Consider the following 16,603-nt stretch of genomic DNA (forward strand, 5'->3'; position numbering starts at 1 on the left):
GAAACCGGAAACAGTCGCCAATGTACAACCAGTATGCGTAATGTATACATTTAACGCCAGTGTGGCAGGCGTCACCGTAAACTTCTCGTGGAGGAAACCCATGGCCAACGTTCCAGTTCCGGCTTCCGGCGAAGCGCCGCGTCCCGGAAAGCCGATGCATCCCAAGGGCTTGTACAAGGCCTTTGCCGCAAGCCTTACCGGCACCGCGCTCGAGTGGTACGACTTTGCTGTCTACTCCGCCGCGGCCGCCGTCGTATTCCCCATCGTCTTTTTCCCGTCATCGGATCCCTTGACCGGGACCATCCTGGCGTTCTCCACCTATGCCGTGGGCTATGTGTCCCGTCCTGTGGGCGGCATCATTTTCGGACGGCTCGGTGACCGCATCGGCCGCAAGAAGGTGCTGGTGACAACGCTGATGATCATCGGCGTCGCCACCGTACTGATCGGGGTGCTGCCTGGTTACGGCAGCATCGGCATCTCGGCCCCGATCATCTTGGTGTTGCTGCGCTTCGCCCAAGGCGTGGGCGTCGGTGGCGAATGGGGTGGCGCAGTGCTGCTCTCCAGTGAATACGGCGATCCCCATCGGCGCGGCTTCTGGGCTTCCGCGGCCCAAGTCGGACCGCCGGCCGGCAACCTCCTGGCCAACGGCACGCTGGCCGTCCTGACGGTTACCCTCAGCGAAGCGCAGTTCATCAGCTTCGGCTGGCGCCTCGCATTCCTGGTTTCGGCGGTGCTGGTGGGGTTCGGACTGTGGATTCGGCTGAAGCTTGAAGATACCCCGATTTTCAAGGCCATCGAGGCGCATGGTGAGCAGCCCAACGCTCCGGTCCGTGAGGTCTTCAGCAAGGAACTCCGGCCACTTGTCGCTGCCACCCTGTGCCGGGTAGGCCCGGACGTGCTGTACGCGCTGTTCACTGTCTTCACCCTGAGCTACGGGATCCAGACCCTCGGCTATGACCGCGGCCAAGTGCTCACTGCCGTGTTGATCGGCTCCGCGTTCCAGCTGTTCATGATCCCGCTTGCCGGTGCCGTATCCGACCGCTTCAACCGGCGCCTCGTCTACGTGATCGCGGCAGCGGTAGGAGCTGTGTGGACTTTCATCTTCTTCGCCATCCTGGGCGGGCACAGCGAGCCGCTGCTGATTGCTGGAATTGTCCTGGGCCTCATGGCGCACTCCTTCATGTATGGACCGCAGGCCGCCTTCATTGTGGAGCAGTTCTCCCCGAGGCTGCGGTCCACCGGAAGTTCGCTGGCCTACACCTTCGCCGGTGTGATCGGTGGCGCCATTGCGCCCTTGATGTTCACGCTGCTGTTATCCCAGTTCGGCACGTGGATTCCGGTTGCCATCTATGTGGCCGTGGCCGCCGTCGTCACCATCGTGGGGTTGGCGCTCGGCCGGGACTCCAACACCGTGGAGGATGAGGACTACCGCCTGCTGCTCGAAGGATCCGCGGCAGCAAGCGGACAGTCGGCCGTCGCGGAAATGCGCTGACTACCTCAGGTCCGGAGCAGGATGTCCCGCGTCACGGCCAGATGATGGTCGATGGCTTTCTGTGCCTTCTCCGCGTCGCCGGACACCAGGGTGTCCAATATGTCCTGGTGTTCGGCGCACACCTGCTCGCGCCGGCCTCCGGTACGGAACAGCGCGGAGACTCCCACCAAAATTTGCCGGACGTGGAGCTTGCTGTACGTCCGGGAAATGAGCTCGTTGCCCGCCGCGTCGATGAGCTGCTGGTGGAACAGCGTGTCCAGGCGGATAAACTCACGGGCCGCCTCCGGGCTCAGGTCCTCAGGAAGCCTTGCCTGCTGGTCGAGCGTTTCCTGCATCGTCCCGGCGGGAACCCGGCCCTGCTCGATGACCAGCCGGGCGGCGTGGCTTTCGAGGATTCCGCGCAGTTCCATCAATTCGGACATCTCCCGTCCGGTTACCGGAGGAACGTATGCGCCGCGCTGGGGAATCAGTTCCACCAAGCCGTCCGAGACCAGCAGCAAGAGTGCCTCACGCACCGGCGTACGCGATACGCCGATTTCCGCGGCCAATTCCTGCTCATTCAGGAACTTCCCCTGGACTTCGGGGTCGATCAGGATATTTTCACGCAGGTACGCGTATGCCTTTTCGCGGCCGGACGCCGCAGTCCCCGAACTTTTTCGCATACATCATGTATACAACAATCTGGAGTAAATTCATGCGTTTAGCCGTGGCACAAATCATCACGGGAGCCAATGTGGCCGCCAACCTGGAACTGATCCGAGAATACGCCACCCGCGCCAAAGCCGCTGGAGCCGAACTCGTGGTCTTTCCTGAAGCAGCGATGCGCGCCTTCGGCAACAGCCTGGCCGACATCGCCGAACCCCTGGACGGACCGTGGGCCACAGCGGTCCGCAGCCTTGCACGGGAGCTGGGCATCGCCGTCGTTGCGGGAATGTTCACTCCCGGAGAAGGCGGACGCGTCCGGAACACCCTTTTGGTCACCGGCCCAGGGGTTGACACTTCCTACGACAAGATCCACCTCTTTGATGCCTTCGGCTTCGCCGAGTCTGATTCGGTCGACGCCGGCACCTCGCCTGTAACCTTCGAACTCAACGGCACTGTGTTTGGCCTTGCCACCTGTTACGACGTTCGTTTCCCCGCCCTCTTCACCGCCAACGCCCGGGCAGGAGCACAAGTCAACATCGTCTGCGCGTCGTGGGGCGCCGGCGAGGGCAAAGCCGAGCAGTGGGAGCTGCTGGTGCGGGCCCGAGCAGTGGACAGCACCACCTTCGTCGTGGCGTGCGGCCAAGGCAATCCCGCGAGCGTCGGCCTGCCCTCCACAGGCACGGCGCCCACAGGCATCGGGCACAGTGCTGTGATCTCGCCACTGGGTGTCGTAGTCGCCGCCCTCGGGGAAACGCCGGAACTCGCCATCGTCGACATCGATCCGTCTGTTGTGGAAGAAGTCCGGGGCAAGCTTCCCGTTCTGGCGAATGCCAGGGAACTTTAGGGGCCGCCGTCGGCGTCTTCTTTGAGGGCCGGCCAGTAGGCCGAGCCGTCGGGCATGCGGCTCACGATGCCCGAGTCCACGAGATACCGCCGGAGCATTGACACGTCTCCAGTGAACCGGGCGAGGCGTTCGTTGAGCTCCCGTTCCGGCACGCGCTCGCCGGTGTCCAGGACGCGCGTCGCTACCCAGGCGAGAACCTCGACTCGGTCTGCCTCCCGCGCAGGATAGCGATCGATGCGGCCGTCCGCAGTCAAGAAGCGCTCGACGCCGGACGCGCTGGGTGCCGACGAGAGGCTCGCCAGCGCCTCCCGGAAGGCATGCTCGCGGATACGGTAGCGAACACCGCCTTCGGTCTCGACCGCCTCGACCAGCCCCGCCTGGTCCAGGAGCGCGAGCGCCCGTTCGAGTTTCGCTGGCGAGAGCGAGCTGCCCGGGGCTCCGCCGACGCTGATCTCCGCGAAAACTCTCCGGGCTTGGGCGTTTGCCAGCGCCGCGAGGAGGCGCCGCGCATCCGGCGTCGTCGATGAGTCGCTCCCCATGAGCCCAGCTTAGGCACAAATCGGCGCGCCGTCCTGACCTTCTTTGGTTTCGGAAAGCGCTTGCGACACGGCGAGTCGCGTCATTCCAGCGCTTTAACACGGCAAACAAGGTCAGGACGGACATGCCCAAGGTGTTTCGACTCAAGCGGCCGGGATGTCTTCGAAGATGACTTGGTCCAGCAGGACATGGCCCCAGCTTCCCGTGCCGTTATCGACGACCTGGAGCTGGGCGCTCTGTCCGATGAGGTCGGAGACGTTCCACGACGTCCATGCGAGGTGCTCGCTGTTCTGGCCCGTTGCGGTGCGAACCACCTGCCCATTGACGACGAGATTCACCGTGGTCTGATGGTCCGGTTCGCCTCCAACCGCGTTCGGCATGCTGCTGAACACGATCTGGTCCACCATGAGGTGGCCCCAGGATCCGGTTGCGTGGTCGATGACCTGGATTTGGGCTTTCTGTCCCACGAGCGTGTGGACGTCCCAGTTCACGTTCGACATCGTCGATGAGTTCTGGCCCGTTGCCGTGCGGACTACCTGCCCGTTGACGAGGAGGTTCACCGCAGCGGCACCTGACTGGCCCCAGGGGTGGTTTCCTCCGGCAATGAGGAAATCGATATAGTCCCGCGTGATCGTGAATGTCGGCGACGTGATCGCGCCCGTGGCGGCATCACCCCCTCCGACGTACGTGTCGAGGACCTTGGAGCCGAGCTGGTTGGGGAGGGACTCCGCCGTCGGGCCTTGGCCAACGTAACTGCCCGACGCCGTCCAGCCGGCACCCCACGTCGCGCCCTCGAAGTCGGCGAAGACGTCCGAAGGCCTTGGGTTGTTCCCGCCTCCTGCGAGGAAGTTGACGTACGAGTGGCCGATGGTGAACGACGGCGAGGTCAGCGTTCCGGTCGACGCGTCGCCGCCGCTGAAACTGTTGGCGAGCTTGTTCCCGAGGTAGCCGGTGACGGGCTGCTGGTTGGGGAGTGCCCCTGTGGCGGGCCCGGAACCGAAGGCCGCGCCCGCCGTCGTCCATGGGCCGTAGGTGCCGCCCTCGAAGTCCGTGTAGGGCGCCGCGGGATTCGCCTGTTCGGTGATATTGGCGAATTCCGTGATCGAGAGGTTGGCGAAGTTGGCGCTGCCGCCGATCGTGTAGAGGGAGATCCCCGTGTCCGACGACGTGAAGAAGTCCTGGTTCGAAAGCGCGATCCGGCCGTCGTCGGCGAAGACCTCCACGCTGCCGTGGTCCACGAGGATCCGCAGGTGTACGGACGTCGCACCGGAGGCGAGCGGCGCCTGGGACTGCTGGTAGGTACCGAAGGAGTACGGCACTTGGTCCTGCGCGGAGCGGTCGACGTAGAGGTTGCCCCCGTAGACGCCGATGTTCGTGTGACGGCTTCCATCCTTGTTCTCGCCGATCGAGATGCCGACGTTGTTGAGGGTGGTCCAGCTGACGTCCGCGTCGAGCTCATAGGCCGAGCCGTGGTAGTCGAGGGCGGTCCGCCCATTGACGGTGGCGTTGGCGGGCTTCACTGTCTTGGTGGCGTAGTTGGCCAGATTCGGCGTCGGCTGGGATAGAAGGCTGTAGACGCCGCTGCCCTCGGACTTGAGGCTGAGCTGGCGCACCACGGACATCTGGCCGTTGTAGTTGTCGGTGGAGTCAGTCGGGACGGTGTGCGGCGCGTAATGCCAGTTGTTCATCCAGCCGATCGCGTAACGGGAAGTGTCGGGACTCGCGGCGTCCGGCCACGTCACGGAGGCGTACCAGTCATTGCCCCCGTCGAGCCACTGCGGGTCAGCCTGGTCCGGCACGAACGCCGAGCCGTTCCAGGTGCCGGTCCAGTATGCGTACGTATCCGGCTTGCCGCTGTAGTCGCCCTGCATGCTTCCGGCCATGATCCAATGCCACGAACCGTCGTTGGCCTTCATCTGGAAGATGTCCGGGCACTCAACGCCGCCGATGTTCGGGGTGGTGTAGCTGAAGTCTGTCTGGTGGGTCCAAGTCTTGAGGTCCGGTGAGGTGTAGAACGTGATCTTCTGCTGACGGCCGATCGCTGCCACCCACGTCGAGTGCGCCGCGTCCCAAACGATCTTGGGGTCGCGGAACCAATCCGAAGCGTCCGGGTTGGCGATGACCGGTGCGCCGTACTGCGTAAAAGTTGTCCCGCCGTCGGTCGAATACCAGAGGTATTGCGATTGCTGGAACGCGTCGCCGTCGGTGGGCTGCGTGGCGAGCGCGACGACGGCGCCGGCGCCGAAGCCCGCGGTATTGTTCGTATCGATCACCGAGGAGCCGGTCCATACGGGGAAATTGCTTTGGAGCGGAAGGGCGTCGCCTTGGTCGTTGAACACCACCGTGTCCGACGACGTCGCATGTCGCCACCCGCCGGGGCCGTTGTCCTGGTTGCTGTGAAGGTAATACAGGTTGTATTTGCCGTTGAGATAAATGGGCCGCTGGGGGTCGCTCAGCCATCCCGACGGGGGAGTCATGTGGTAAACGGCGCGCATGGGCGGCGCGGTCGGGCTGCCGACGGCTCCCGCGCCCGGAAGGTCCCCGGCAACTATGGTGGTCGTGAAAAACATCGTGAGCGCGGCGAAGAGGGCGAGCATGCCCGCCCTCTTCGACAGCCTCGTTGCTGAGTGGGCCATAAAATCTCCGGGTCTCGGTGAGGACTACTCGACCGCCGATAGCTCTGCGTCGAGCCTCTGCACACGGCGTTGTTGAGCAGGCGGGGGAGTTCGTGGTGGAGTGGGTCTTTTGATTAAACGCTTAATCACGGCAAGGATAGCTGGTTATGAATTCTTGATCAAGCGTTTAAGCGGATTGCTTTAGTTGGCTGCGCGGATGGCGAGGCGGCCCATGAGAGCGCGCCGGATCCGCTGGCTTGGCTGTTCGACCGCCACACAGCTCAGGAAACCAAGGGGCCACGCCGACACGAGGGCGAGTGCGGCAAACCCGAGCACGGGAACGTGCGACGCCGTGTGGGCGGCGGCGAGGAGCTGCTGGATTGGCCACCCGTAGATGTAGATCCCGTAGGAGATGTCGTAGCGGGACCCGATGGCGGACGTGCTCCCGATTGAACCGATCGACAGGACAAGGTAGGCAAACGGCAATGGGGCGAGGGCCGTCCCGTACCCGGTGGCGAGGGCGCCCCAGACTGACAGTGCGGCGAGAAGGCTTGGCGCCGCACCGACGCGGACCCTGTGCCTCTGGGTGGCAAGGAGGGATCCTGCCATGAAGATCGCGAGCAGCGGGAGGACGAATTCGGTGCGGTTTGGTCCGAATCCGCCTGCGAGGAGCTTTCCGAAGACTGCGCCCGTCGACGCGGCAAAGAGCAGGAATATTGCCGTGGCCGTGCCTCGCCTGCTCTCCGGAATCCTGCGAAGCAGGAACACGATCGCGGCGACGATGACGTAGCAGAGACCTTCCCAGGTGAGAGTCCATAAGGGGCCGTTCCAGTCGAAGCGGTCATGGTTGCCCCAGAGGGACGTCCCGATGGCGGGTGTGTCCTCCACGCCGATGCTGAGCGCCAGGGCTGCCCCGAGGAACGCCAGGGCTCCGCGCAGGTCGTACGTCCCGTGTGTCAGGAGCGCGCCAACCGGCGCGGCCACGAAGGCAACAATAAGCGCAGCGACCGCTAGAGCCGGGTAGATGCGGGTGAGGCGGGCTGCGGCGTACTCGAGCATCGTGTTCGAGCGTTCGGCGCTGACGGTGATGAGATAGCCGGAGATGGCGAAGAAGCCCATGACGCCTGCAGTGCCAAGCTTGATCCCGTAAAGCGAGGGTTCCGGGCCGTAGCCGCCCAGCCACCAGGAATGGGAGATGATCACGGCCGCGGCGAAGACCAGGCGCAGGGCGTTCAGCGAGTTTCGTCCGGAGCCCAGTGCGTTACCCAGGGTGCGGGCGCCCAGCATGGCCGCTCCCGGACCGGTTGCGGTTGTCGTTGGGGTCTTCATGGCCTTGTCATTTCTATCGATGCCCAAGGACTGTCCGGGCGACCTTCTCAAGTGTGACGTAGGCAACATTCATTTTTAATCTACACGAGTAGATATGGCGGGGTCAACCCACTGCCGCTTTCCTCCCGGTTCTTAATGACTAATGCGAAACAATGAGTAATTGGGAAAACTGTCAAGGTTTTCGCTTCACATCTCACGATTTCAACCCCGCGCCCGTCTTCACAGCAGACAGACGGCAGAGACGGAAGGAAAGAGCAATGAACATCACGACAGACTCGCCTTGGCCGTATTCAATGAGATGAACATGAAGCAACCGTTCGAGACAGTGGTCGTGCAGCACGGCGTTACCGTGCTGCGGGTCTGTCGTGCGCTTTTGGAGGTGCATGACGCGGATGACGCATGGTCGGAGACATTTCTTGCCGCGATGCGTGCCTACCCGGACCTTCCGGAGACTGCGAACGTCGAAGCCTGGCTGGTCACGATCGCGCGCCGGAAAGCCATCGACGTCCACCGTGCTGCGAAGCGAATCCCCTTGCCTGTGGCGGAGCTGCCTGAGGCTCCGACCGCGTTGGGAATTCCCGGTGCGGATAACACCGATGTGTGGATGTACGTTGGCAAGCTCCCCGAGAAACAGCGGCAGGCGATCACCTTCCGCTATCTCGTCGGGATGTCGTACGCGGAGATCTCGACAATTCTCGGCGGTACAGTCGAGGCCGCACGAAGAGCCTCGGCCGATGGCCTCAAGAACCTCAGAAGGAACTATCCGGGCGCGCGGAGCCAGTCAGAGCTCGCGAAAGGGGCAAGATCATGAGTGACATCCAGGGTGATGACACCCTCACGGGCTTGGCAGCGCCCATCGACGCCGAGAAGTTGGCGGTGTTGCATCGCCGACTGGAGGTCGCGGCACAAGCGGAGGGCCTCCTCGACGTTGCCTACACGACCGTGGACAGCCCTGTCGGGAAGCTGTTGCTCGCAGCCACGCCGGCAGGACTTGTCCGGGTCGCGTACGCAGTCGAGGACCACGACCGTGTCCTCGAATCGCTGTCGGAGAAAATCAGCCCGCGCATTCTGCGTTCCCCGAAACAGCTGGCGGTCGTGGCACGTGAACTGGACGAGTACTTCGAGCACCGCAGGAAGCGCTTCGATGTACAGCTGGACCTGTCGTTGTCAGGTGGCTTCCGCCAGCTCGTCCAGAGGCACCTGCCGGACATCGGTTATGGCCAGACCCGCAGCTACAAGGAGATGGCCCAGATCGTCGGCAACCCGAAGGCAGTCCGTGCCGTCGGCACCGCTTGCGCGACCAACCCCCTCCCGGTCGTCGTTCCGTGTCACCGCGTGCTGCGCACCGATGGGTCCCTCGGTGGCTACATCGGCGGCCTGGAGGCCAAGACGATGCTGCTCGAACTGGAGGCTGCAGCATGACTGGCGGAGAAATCCGGGCGGGCAACCCGTGGCGTGATCGAGTCGAGTCGGCCGACTGGTCGGCCGTAGCTGATGAGATAAACGAGTACGGCGGGGCACTTCTCCCGCAGTTGCTAACGCCCGGGGAGGCTGCGGAGATTCGTGGCCTGTACGAGAGCTACGAGCTGTTCCGCAGCACGATCAACATGGGTCGTCACCGTTTCGGCGAGGGCGAGTACCGGTACTTCCGGGCTCCCTACCCCGAACCCATTGAGCGGCTGAAGCAGGCGCTCTACCCCCGGCTGCTGCCTATCGCCCGCGACTGGTGGATGAAGCTTGGTCGACCAACTCCGTGGCCGGACACGCTCGACGAGTGGCTGCAGATGTGCCACGACGCCGGTCAGACGAAGTCCACGGCGATCCTGCTGAAGTACGGCGAGAAGGACTGGAACGCGCTTCATCGCGACCTTTACGGTGATCTGGTGTTCCCGATCCAAGTGGTCATCAACCTGAACGAACCGGGCGTGGACCACACCGGCGGCGAGTTCCTGCTGCTCGAACAACGCCCCCGCGCACAATCGCGGGGCACGGCGACCCTGCTGCCCCACGGACACGGCTACGTGTTCACCACCCGCGACCGCCCTGTGAAATCGGCTCGCGGCTGGTCCGCCGCACCAGTCCGGCACGGCGTCTCCGCCATCCGCTCCGGCGAGCGTCACACACTCGCGCTGGTATTCCACGACGCAGCATGAGCATAGTGAAAAACTACACGCTCACCGGGGCCGATGGCCGCCCTTATACATCTCCGATCAAGGGGATGTGGGGCGGTCACCGCGGTGGGAAAATCTACGGACGCCTCGATTGCCCCGCCGCTCTACGCGCAATCGCACGTGGCGGGTACGCCAAGAATCGCCTGTTCTTCGCCGACGAAGCCACCGCGCTCGCCGCGGGCTATCGGCCATGCGGAGCCTGCTGCACAGAGCGCCACCAGGCATGGAAGAAAACAACGGAGACGGGCCCTCGACCTAGCCGGGCTCTATAACCTGCCCGGAATCGCCGAGGTCACCCGCGAAGCTGAACCCCGGCACCTCGACACCGACGGCCGTAACGCCACCAGCGCAAGGACGTGGCTGTTTTCATCTCACGGATCGCCCACCGTGAACGTCTTCTAGATATCGGCGGTCACCCTTGCTCGCCGATTCCTCATACGAGACAAGGAGAACACCATGTCGGTTGAAGAGAACAAGGCTATCGTCGGACGCTGGTTTACCGAGTTCTGGGGCAGTGACTTCAATCCCGCCGTCATCGACGAGCTCGCCGCCCCCGACATCCGCTTCCATTACTCGCTGCACAAACCCATGACTGGCCGTGACGAAGTTCGTGGCTTCGCGACCCGCTTCCGTACCGCATTCCCAGACCTCAACTTCTGGGGCACCGCCGACCTCATCGCCGAAGGCGACTACGTGGTTGGCCAATGGGAGGGAGGAGGCATCCACACAGGCCCCATCGCCTTCGATGACCTGCCCATCGGCTCCGTACCTGCGGCATCCGGCAAGAGCATGAGGTTCACCGGCACGACCGTCCTCAAGGTCGTTGACGGCCTTATCGTCGAAGAGGTCGGGCTTGATGATGGCGTGAAGGTCCTCCAGCAGCTCGGGATCATACCCCTCTTCAAGTAAGTCTCGTCCGCGTCTAACACGGCAAGGGCCGGGCATCGCGCCCGGCCCTTCGCCTGCTTCCGGCCTGGACCCGCGCTGAAGACTTTGTTGCTGCTGCGTTATAGCTGGGGTCTCTCAGCGCAAAGCAAAAGGCCCCCGATCCCTTGTAAACAAAGGGAAGCAGGGGCCTTTCAATTGGCGGTGACGGTGGGATTTGAACCCACGTTGGCTTTTACACCAAACAACATTTCGAGTGTTGCACCTTCGGCCGCTCGGACACGTCACCAACTGAAATAGGGTACCGGAGTGGAGGCCTGTTCCCCAAAACGGCCGGGCGGCACCCACTTAGTAAGTAACCTTCCCTTCCGTAATCGCAGCCGCAGGACTAGATTCGCAAACACGATGACACAAAACGCACCGCAGAAAACGCACACACAAACGGCCCTGGCCTACTGGACGGTGGGCCCCTGCCAGGGTGAACTCCGGAGCGAGGAACTTCCGGCTCCCGCCGAGGGCTGTGCTCTGGTCCGGGCCCTGTACTCGGGAATCAGCAGGGGAACCGAGCTCGTGGTCCACGAAGCACACGTCCCTCCACGGATTGCGAAGAAGATGCGGGCACCCCATCAAACCGGGGATTTTCCCGCGCCGGTCAAGTTCGGCTATCTATCGGTGGGCATCGTTGAAGAAGGCCCCGAGGACTGGATCGGCCAGAACGTCTTCTGCCTGCACCCGCATCAGGACCGCTACGTCGTGCCGCTGACTTCTCTCACGCGAATACCCGACGGCGTGCCGGCCCGACGGGCAGTGCTCACAGGGATCGCGGAGATCGCCCTCAACGCCCTGTGGGAGGCCGGCCCGCGCCTCGGTGACAGGATCGCCGTCGTCGGTGCCGGACTGGTGGGCGGCATGACCGCAGCGCTGCTGCGCGGCTTCCCTCTGGAACGCCTGCAACTGGTGGAGACCGATCCGGGGAAGCGAGGGTTCGTGGAATCCCTGGGCGTGGAGTTCGTGCTTCCGGACGATGCAAAGCAGGACTGCGACATCGTGTTCCATTGCTCGGCCACCGATGAAGGACTGGCACATAGCCTCCAGCTCGCGGGGGACGAGGGCGAGATTATCGAAATGTCCTGGTACGGGGACCGGAAGGTCTCCCTGCCACTGGGGGAGGACTTCCATGCCCGGCGCCTCTCCATCCGAGCCAGCCAAGTCGGAGTGGTTGCCCGTTCGCGTAGGCACCGGAGGACGTCCAGCGAGCGGCTGGAGCTGGCAGTGTCCCTATTGCGGGACCCCGTGTTCGACGCGTTCCTCACGGGAGAGTCGCAGTTCGAGGAGCTGCCGGAGGTCTTCCAAGGTTTCGAAAACGGCGAGCTGGACGATCTTTGCCGGGTCATCAACTACCCCAAAAACAAGAAGGGCTAACCATGTTCAGCCTCACCGTCCGCCGGCACTTCATGATCGCCCACAGCCTTCCGCGGGAATCGTTCGGCCCGGCCCAGGGACTCCATGGAGCCACCTTCGTGGCCGAGGTGACGTTCCGCCGCGCGGAACTGAACGACGACGCGATCGTGCTGGACATCGGCGCCGCCGGAACCGTCCTTGACGAGGTGCTGGCCGGCCTCAATTACAAGAACCTCGACGAGCACCCGGACTTCACCGGACAGCTCACGACGACGGAAGTGCTGGCCCGCTTCATCGCTGAGGCAGTCGCGGCGAAAGTCCGCCCGAGCGACGACGGCGGTGCGCTCGCCGGCGTCGACGTGGTCCTCCGGGAACATCCGGACGCCTGGGCTGGCTTCTCGCTGGATTTCAAGCGGTAGCTCGCGCGGGACGGCCCCGGACGGCGGACAAACGGTGCAGAATGGGGCCATGACGTCCGCCGTGCTTTCCACCCAAACACTCACCCCGGAACTCCTCCGCGCCTGGGCGTGGCATCGCCAGGGCCTGGACGGTTCCCTCTCCGGCAAGACGTCCGAGGAAGTCCTGGACCGCGCCGGCTGGGCCCGTTCCGTGGGCGGCGCCAACCCCTACCTGACGCTCTTTGCCCGGGCCGGGATCAGGCGCGAACAGGTGGACCGGGACGTCGCCGAGCTGAAAATCCACGAGCTTCCCACAGCCCGCGGTTGCACCTACGTCCTGGGCCGGAAAGACTTCGCGTGGGGCCTCCAAGTCGGCAGGGAGGCCGCGGCGGCGCCATTCAAGGTCCTGGCCCGGCTCGGCGTCGAACGCGGTGAGATCACCCTGCTTGAAGAGCAAGTGCTGCACACCCTCATGGAATCCAGCGACCCCATGGACCCCAAGCAGCTCCGGGACGAGCTCGGCGAATCCGTCCGCAGCCTCGGCGAAGAAGGCAAGAAGAAGGGGGCGTCCACCACCCTCCCCACGGCCCTGGGCCTCCTGCAAGCCGACGGTCGCATCCGCCGCGTCCCCGTCAATGGCCGTCTCGACCAGCAGCGCTACGCCTACACCTCGTGGTTGCTGCCGCCCAGTTCGCTCGACGACGACGCCGCCCGCGCGCGCCTGATCGATCGGTACCTGCGCTGGACCGGAGGAGCGACGTTCAAGCAGAGCCAATGGCTTACGGGCTTCACCGTCGCGCAAAGCAAGGCGGCGCTGGCCGCCGTCGGCGCCGTCGAAGTGGTCACGGCGGCGGGCGAGCCGCTCTGGATGCTGCCCGACGACGTCGAGCACCTTTCCGCGTTCAGGGCACCGCAGGAGGAACAGATCCAGCTTCTGGCCGGGACGGATTCTTTGGTGCTGTTGCGCAGGAACTCGGCGGACATGCTGGCTGAAGGCGATAGGGGTCGGAAGGTCCTGGACGGCACTCTGGGGCTGCAGGCCGACCTGTCCGACCATCCGATCCTGGACCGGGGTCGGATCATCGGGCTGTGGCAGTACGATCCGGGCAAGGAACGGATCGCCGCCTGGACGTTCGACAAGCCCAGCGCGGCCGTCACCCGGCGGATCAGCGAGGTGGAGAGCTGGATCCGCGAGGACCTCGGGGACTTCCGCTCGTTCAGCTTGGACTCACCGGCATCGCGGCAGAAACGCATCGATGCCCTCAACAAGGCGAACGCCGCGAACGCCTAGCGCTGGGCCCAGTCCGGGGCTGGTTCAGTCCACCCAGAATCCGGAGAACTCGCCGGTGGCTTGCGTGAACGTGGCATCCACGTGTTTTACGCGGCCCGGGGCATCCCGGGATTGCAGCCATTCGAGCAGGGAGTCGACGGCTTCGCGATCACCCTCAGCGATCACCTGCACCGAGCCATCCAACTGGTTGGTCGCCTCCCCGGTCAGTCCGAGCATTCGGGCCTGGTGCATTGTCGAGTAGCGGAAGCCGACGCCCTGGACGCGGCCGGTCACCATGGCCGTGACCCGCACCGGGGAACTCATGCGGCGCCCGATCCGTACGGCCGCGTGATTGCCTCCAGGAAATGCCCGTCCGGATCCGCGAAGTAGACGCCGCGTCCGCCGTCGTTGTGGTTGATCTGCTGGGGGCGGGAACGTGCAGGATCCGCCCAATAGGGGATGCCCTCGGCCTGGATCCGGGCGAAGATCCCATCGAAGTCGTCCTCACTGACCAGGAAGGCATAGTGCTGGGGCGAGATGGGCCGGTCCGCCGTGGCGAAATCGAGGGCTACTCCATGGTCAAAGGCCACGGTCACGAAGGACCACATGGGCTGTGGCTCCGGCAGGCCAAATACCTTGGCGAGGAACTCCGCGGAACGGCGCTTGTCGGTTGCGTAGACGATGGTGTGGTTGAAAGAGACGGTCATGAGGTCCTCCCCAGGCGTGCTGTCTGAAACCATCTGACGTCCAACACCTCACAATTTCAAGAGTCCCGGCTAGGTCCGCGGTTTCACCGGGGTTGCGCCGGGAAGCGGCCGGGCGGCGATTGCCGCGAGGTCCCGTGCGGGGCCCTGGGGCGGGATCCTTCCGCTCAGCCAGACGGCGGTCAGTGTGCGGCGGAGCAGCACGCCGCGTACCGGCACAACGACCAGGCGCTGAAGGGTGACGTCGTCCCGCACCGCCAGCGCACTGAGTACGGCAGGCGCCGTTCCGGCAGCTACCGCGGAACGCACGGCCGCCGTCGTCGGCAGTTCCACTAGGGGAGGGACCGACGGCGGTGCACCGGCCGCCGTAAGCACGTGTTCCAAAGCGTCCCTCGTCCCGCTGCCGTGTTCCCTGGTGACCAGTGCGGTGCGGGCCAGTTCGGCGGCGGTGACAGCTGACTTTCGCCGGGCCCACGGATGGAGCGGCGAAACCACCAAAACCAAATCGTCCTCCTGGACGCTGGCCGTGCTCAGGCCTGGCGGGAGATGCGGACTCTCTATGAACGCGATATCGGCGTCACCGGAACGGACGTTGGCCGCCGCGCTCTCGCTGTTGGACACCGTCAGTTCCACGACGGTGGGCGTGGTACCGGCGGCCTCCTGTTGCCGCCGCAAGGCAACCAGCCAATGGGGCAGAAGGTGCTCGGCGATGGTCTGGCTGGCTGCGACGTGCAACTGGCGGAGACTGTCCGAACGGATCGATGCGATTCCGGCGTCGAGCCGTTCCGCGGCGGCGAGGACCTCGGCCGCCCATCCGGCCACCAAAACGCCGGATTCCGTGAGCGTGGAGCCGCGGGGCGTGCGGTTCAGGAGTGCCGCGCCAATCCGGGCTTCGAGGGCTCGCATCCGGGACGAGACAGCCTGTTGGGAAAGCCCGAGATGCTTGCCGGCTGCCGAGAGGCTCCCCAACTCGTGCACTGTGGCGAGCATTTCGAGGGCGGAAAGCTCGGGAACACCGGGGCTGAGCACAGCTTCCCTCCTGGGGCGATGACCAATCAGATACAAGTGCGGCTTGTACCCTGCCAAGTCTATGCCCACTACTGCGGGGGAACGGGAACCGGAAACATGGACGGCATGGGAAAACCTTCTGACCTCTTCGCCAACCTGACGCCGAACTGGTTTGCCAGCATCATGGGCACTGGAATCGTCGCGACTGCGGCAGCGACCCTTCCGCTACAGTTTCCCGCTTTGCGCTCAGTTGCGACCGCTATTTGGGGCGTGGTCTTCCTCCTCTTGATCCTCCTGACGGCCGCGACTGTAGTCCACTGGGTCCGGCACCGCGAAACCGCACGCAGCCATCACAACAACCCGGTCATGGCACACTTCTATGGCGCACCGCCCATGGCTATGCTCACCGTTGGTGCGGCGACCTTGTTGCTGGGCAACGACATCATCGGCGAGCGGCTGGCTCTGGGCATCGATGCCGGACTGTGGACGCTCGGCACCATACTTGGGCTGGCAAGCGCGGTTGCCGTGCCGTACCTGCAGTTCACCCGGCACAAGGTCACTGCGGCGGATGCCTTCGGCGGCTGGCTGATGCCGGTGGTTCCTCCCATGGTCTCGGCCTCTACGGGGGCTCTGCTGCTTCCATATGTTCCTTCCGGGCAACTGCGGTTGACGATGCTCATGGCCTGCTACGCGATGTTCGGCCTCAGCCTCCTGGCCTCCCTGATCATCATTCCCTTGATTTGGTACCGTCTGGCCGTTCACAAGAACCTGGCGCCATCCGCCGTTCCTACCCTGTGGATCGTCCTGGGACCGCTGGGACAGTCCATCACGGCGGCCAACCTGCTGGGCTCCAATGCGCATCTGGCTGCTTCCGGGGCGCTGGCATCCGGGATGGAAGTATTCGGGGTCCTCTATGGGGTGCCTGTTTTGGGTTTTGCGCTGATGTGGGCGGCTATAGCGGCGGTCATCACGATGCGGACCGTGCGCAGGGGCTTGCCGTTCTCCCTGACCTGGTGGTCTTTTACCTTCCCGCTGGGGACGTGCGTCACGGGCTTGAACGGGCTCGCTGCGCACACGCACTTGGCGGTCTTTGAGGCGATGGCCGTCGGGGGTTACACGTTGTTGCTTGGCGCGTGGGCCGTGGTCGCAACCCGGACGTTCCACGGAAGCGTCATCAAAGGGGTCCTCTTCCAGGCGCCCAGGGGTCAGGCACCAGCCGTTTCCGCGGGTGCGGCGCCCGTGGCGGCGAGTCCATCGACTGTGTCCCGGGCGGCGGCCTAAGCGGCTGCTATTTCCGGTGGGCA

General features: G+C 64.3%; 18 protein-coding genes and 1 tRNA gene. 11 read left to right on the forward strand and 8 right to left on the reverse strand.

The window, feature by feature from the left end; genetic code table 11:
• Positions 1 to 100: 100 nt before the first annotated feature.
• On the forward strand, positions 101 to 1,492 hold the full coding sequence (locus tag LFT47_RS02805; protein ID WP_236814980.1) for an MFS transporter: 1,392 nt from the start codon (positions 101 to 103) through the stop codon (positions 1,490 to 1,492).
• Positions 1,493 to 1,497: 5 nt separating this feature from the next.
• On the opposite strand, the gene LFT47_RS02810 is transcribed toward LFT47_RS02805, so the two are convergent.
• Positions 1,498 to 2,154 carry a GntR family transcriptional regulator gene (locus tag LFT47_RS02810; RefSeq protein ID WP_236814982.1) on the reverse strand — a complete coding sequence of 219 codons (657 nt, stop codon included), beginning with the start codon at positions 2,152 to 2,154 and terminating at the stop codon, positions 1,498 to 1,500.
• Positions 2,155 to 2,186: 32 nt separating this feature from the next.
• On the opposite strand from LFT47_RS02810, the gene LFT47_RS02815 reads away from it, so the two are divergent.
• On the forward strand, positions 2,187 to 2,981 hold the full coding sequence (locus tag LFT47_RS02815; protein ID WP_236814984.1) for a carbon-nitrogen hydrolase family protein: 795 nt from the start codon (positions 2,187 to 2,189) through the stop codon (positions 2,979 to 2,981).
• Here the strand turns inward: LFT47_RS02815 and LFT47_RS02820 are convergent.
• The 3 genes from LFT47_RS02820 to LFT47_RS02830 form a co-directional block, all read right to left on the reverse strand.
• On the reverse strand, positions 2,978 to 3,520 hold the full coding sequence (locus LFT47_RS02820) for a DUF2087 domain-containing protein (protein ID WP_236814986.1): 543 nt from the start codon (positions 3,518 to 3,520) through the stop codon (positions 2,978 to 2,980). The two genes, LFT47_RS02815 and LFT47_RS02820, sit on opposite strands and share 4 nt — an antisense overlap.
• A gap of 141 nt (positions 3,521 to 3,661) precedes the next feature.
• Positions 3,662 to 6,154 carry a glycoside hydrolase family 32 protein gene (locus tag LFT47_RS02825; protein ID WP_236814988.1) on the reverse strand — a complete coding sequence of 831 codons (2,493 nt, stop codon included), beginning with the start codon at positions 6,152 to 6,154 and terminating at the stop codon, positions 3,662 to 3,664.
• Between the two features lie 180 nt (positions 6,155 to 6,334).
• On the reverse strand, positions 6,335 to 7,462 hold the full coding sequence (locus tag LFT47_RS02830; RefSeq protein ID WP_236815000.1) for an acyltransferase family protein: 1,128 nt from the start codon (positions 7,460 to 7,462) through the stop codon (positions 6,335 to 6,337).
• A 304-nt stretch (positions 7,463 to 7,766) separates the two neighbouring features.
• Here LFT47_RS02830 and LFT47_RS02835 point away from each other — a divergent pair, with 304 nt between their 5' ends.
• From LFT47_RS02835 to LFT47_RS02855, 5 genes are all read left to right on the forward strand, one after another.
• A complete protein-coding gene (locus LFT47_RS02835) occupies positions 7,767 to 8,273 on the forward strand; it encodes an RNA polymerase sigma factor (RefSeq protein ID WP_236815004.1) in 507 nt (168 codons plus the stop codon).
• Entirely contained in the window at positions 8,270 to 8,884 is a 615-nt protein-coding gene (locus LFT47_RS02840) for a methylated-DNA--[protein]-cysteine S-methyltransferase (RefSeq protein WP_236815006.1), read from the forward strand. Before LFT47_RS02835 ends, LFT47_RS02840 begins: the two co-directional genes overlap by 4 nt.
• Entirely contained in the window at positions 8,881 to 9,615 is a 735-nt protein-coding gene (locus tag LFT47_RS02845; RefSeq protein ID WP_236815008.1) for a 2OG-Fe(II) oxygenase, read from the forward strand. The genes LFT47_RS02840 and LFT47_RS02845 overlap by 4 nt, the downstream gene beginning before the upstream one ends.
• A gap of 65 nt (positions 9,616 to 9,680) precedes the next feature.
• Positions 9,681 to 9,905: an Ada metal-binding domain-containing protein gene (locus tag LFT47_RS02850; RefSeq protein ID WP_236818286.1), complete on the forward strand. Its 225-nt coding sequence runs from the start codon at positions 9,681 to 9,683 to the stop codon at positions 9,903 to 9,905.
• 184 nt (positions 9,906 to 10,089) lie between these two features.
• Entirely contained in the window at positions 10,090 to 10,542 is a 453-nt protein-coding gene (locus LFT47_RS02855; RefSeq protein ID WP_236815010.1) for an ester cyclase, read from the forward strand.
• Positions 10,543 to 10,717: 175 nt separating this feature from the next.
• On the opposite strand, the gene LFT47_RS02860 is transcribed toward LFT47_RS02855, so the two are convergent.
• Positions 10,718 to 10,807: transfer RNA gene (locus tag LFT47_RS02860), tRNA-Ser, on the reverse strand.
• 116 nt (positions 10,808 to 10,923) lie between these two features.
• On the opposite strand from LFT47_RS02860, the gene LFT47_RS02865 reads away from it, so the two are divergent.
• From LFT47_RS02865 to LFT47_RS02875, 3 genes are read left to right on the forward strand one after another with little or no spacing between them, the layout of a single operon-like run.
• Positions 10,924 to 11,940 (forward strand): zinc-dependent alcohol dehydrogenase, encoded by a 1,017-nt coding sequence (locus tag LFT47_RS02865; protein WP_236815012.1) that lies wholly within the window; start codon positions 10,924 to 10,926, stop codon positions 11,938 to 11,940.
• 2 nt (positions 11,941 to 11,942) lie between these two features.
• Positions 11,943 to 12,338 (forward strand): 6-pyruvoyl trahydropterin synthase family protein, encoded by a 396-nt coding sequence (locus LFT47_RS02870; RefSeq protein WP_236815014.1) that lies wholly within the window; start codon positions 11,943 to 11,945, stop codon positions 12,336 to 12,338.
• Between the two features lie 49 nt (positions 12,339 to 12,387).
• On the forward strand, positions 12,388 to 13,608 hold the full coding sequence (locus LFT47_RS02875) for a DNA glycosylase AlkZ-like family protein (protein WP_236815016.1): 1,221 nt from the start codon (positions 12,388 to 12,390) through the stop codon (positions 13,606 to 13,608).
• A 24-nt stretch (positions 13,609 to 13,632) separates the two neighbouring features.
• On the opposite strand, the gene LFT47_RS02880 is transcribed toward LFT47_RS02875, so the two are convergent.
• The 3 genes from LFT47_RS02880 to LFT47_RS02890 all read right to left on the reverse strand — a co-directional run bounded on the left by LFT47_RS02880 (position 13,633) and on the right by LFT47_RS02890 (position 15,320).
• On the reverse strand, positions 13,633 to 13,911 hold the full coding sequence (locus tag LFT47_RS02880) for an acylphosphatase (protein WP_236815018.1): 279 nt from the start codon (positions 13,909 to 13,911) through the stop codon (positions 13,633 to 13,635).
• Positions 13,908 to 14,294: a VOC family protein gene (locus tag LFT47_RS02885; protein WP_236815020.1), complete on the reverse strand. Its 387-nt coding sequence runs from the start codon at positions 14,292 to 14,294 to the stop codon at positions 13,908 to 13,910. The genes LFT47_RS02880 and LFT47_RS02885 overlap by 4 nt, the downstream gene beginning before the upstream one ends.
• Positions 14,295 to 14,363: 69 nt before the next feature.
• Positions 14,364 to 15,320: a LysR family transcriptional regulator gene (locus LFT47_RS02890; RefSeq protein WP_236815022.1), complete on the reverse strand. Its 957-nt coding sequence runs from the start codon at positions 15,318 to 15,320 to the stop codon at positions 14,364 to 14,366.
• Between the two features lie 105 nt (positions 15,321 to 15,425).
• Between LFT47_RS02890 and LFT47_RS02895 the strand changes: the two genes are divergently transcribed.
• A complete protein-coding gene (locus tag LFT47_RS02895; RefSeq protein WP_236815024.1) occupies positions 15,426 to 16,580 on the forward strand; it encodes a TDT family transporter in 1,155 nt (384 codons plus the stop codon).
• Positions 16,581 to 16,603: the final 23 nt, after the last annotated feature.

It is taken from the genome of Arthrobacter sp. FW306-2-2C-D06B, from assembly GCF_021789175.1.
Taxonomy (GTDB): domain Bacteria; phylum Actinomycetota; class Actinomycetes; order Actinomycetales; family Micrococcaceae; genus Arthrobacter.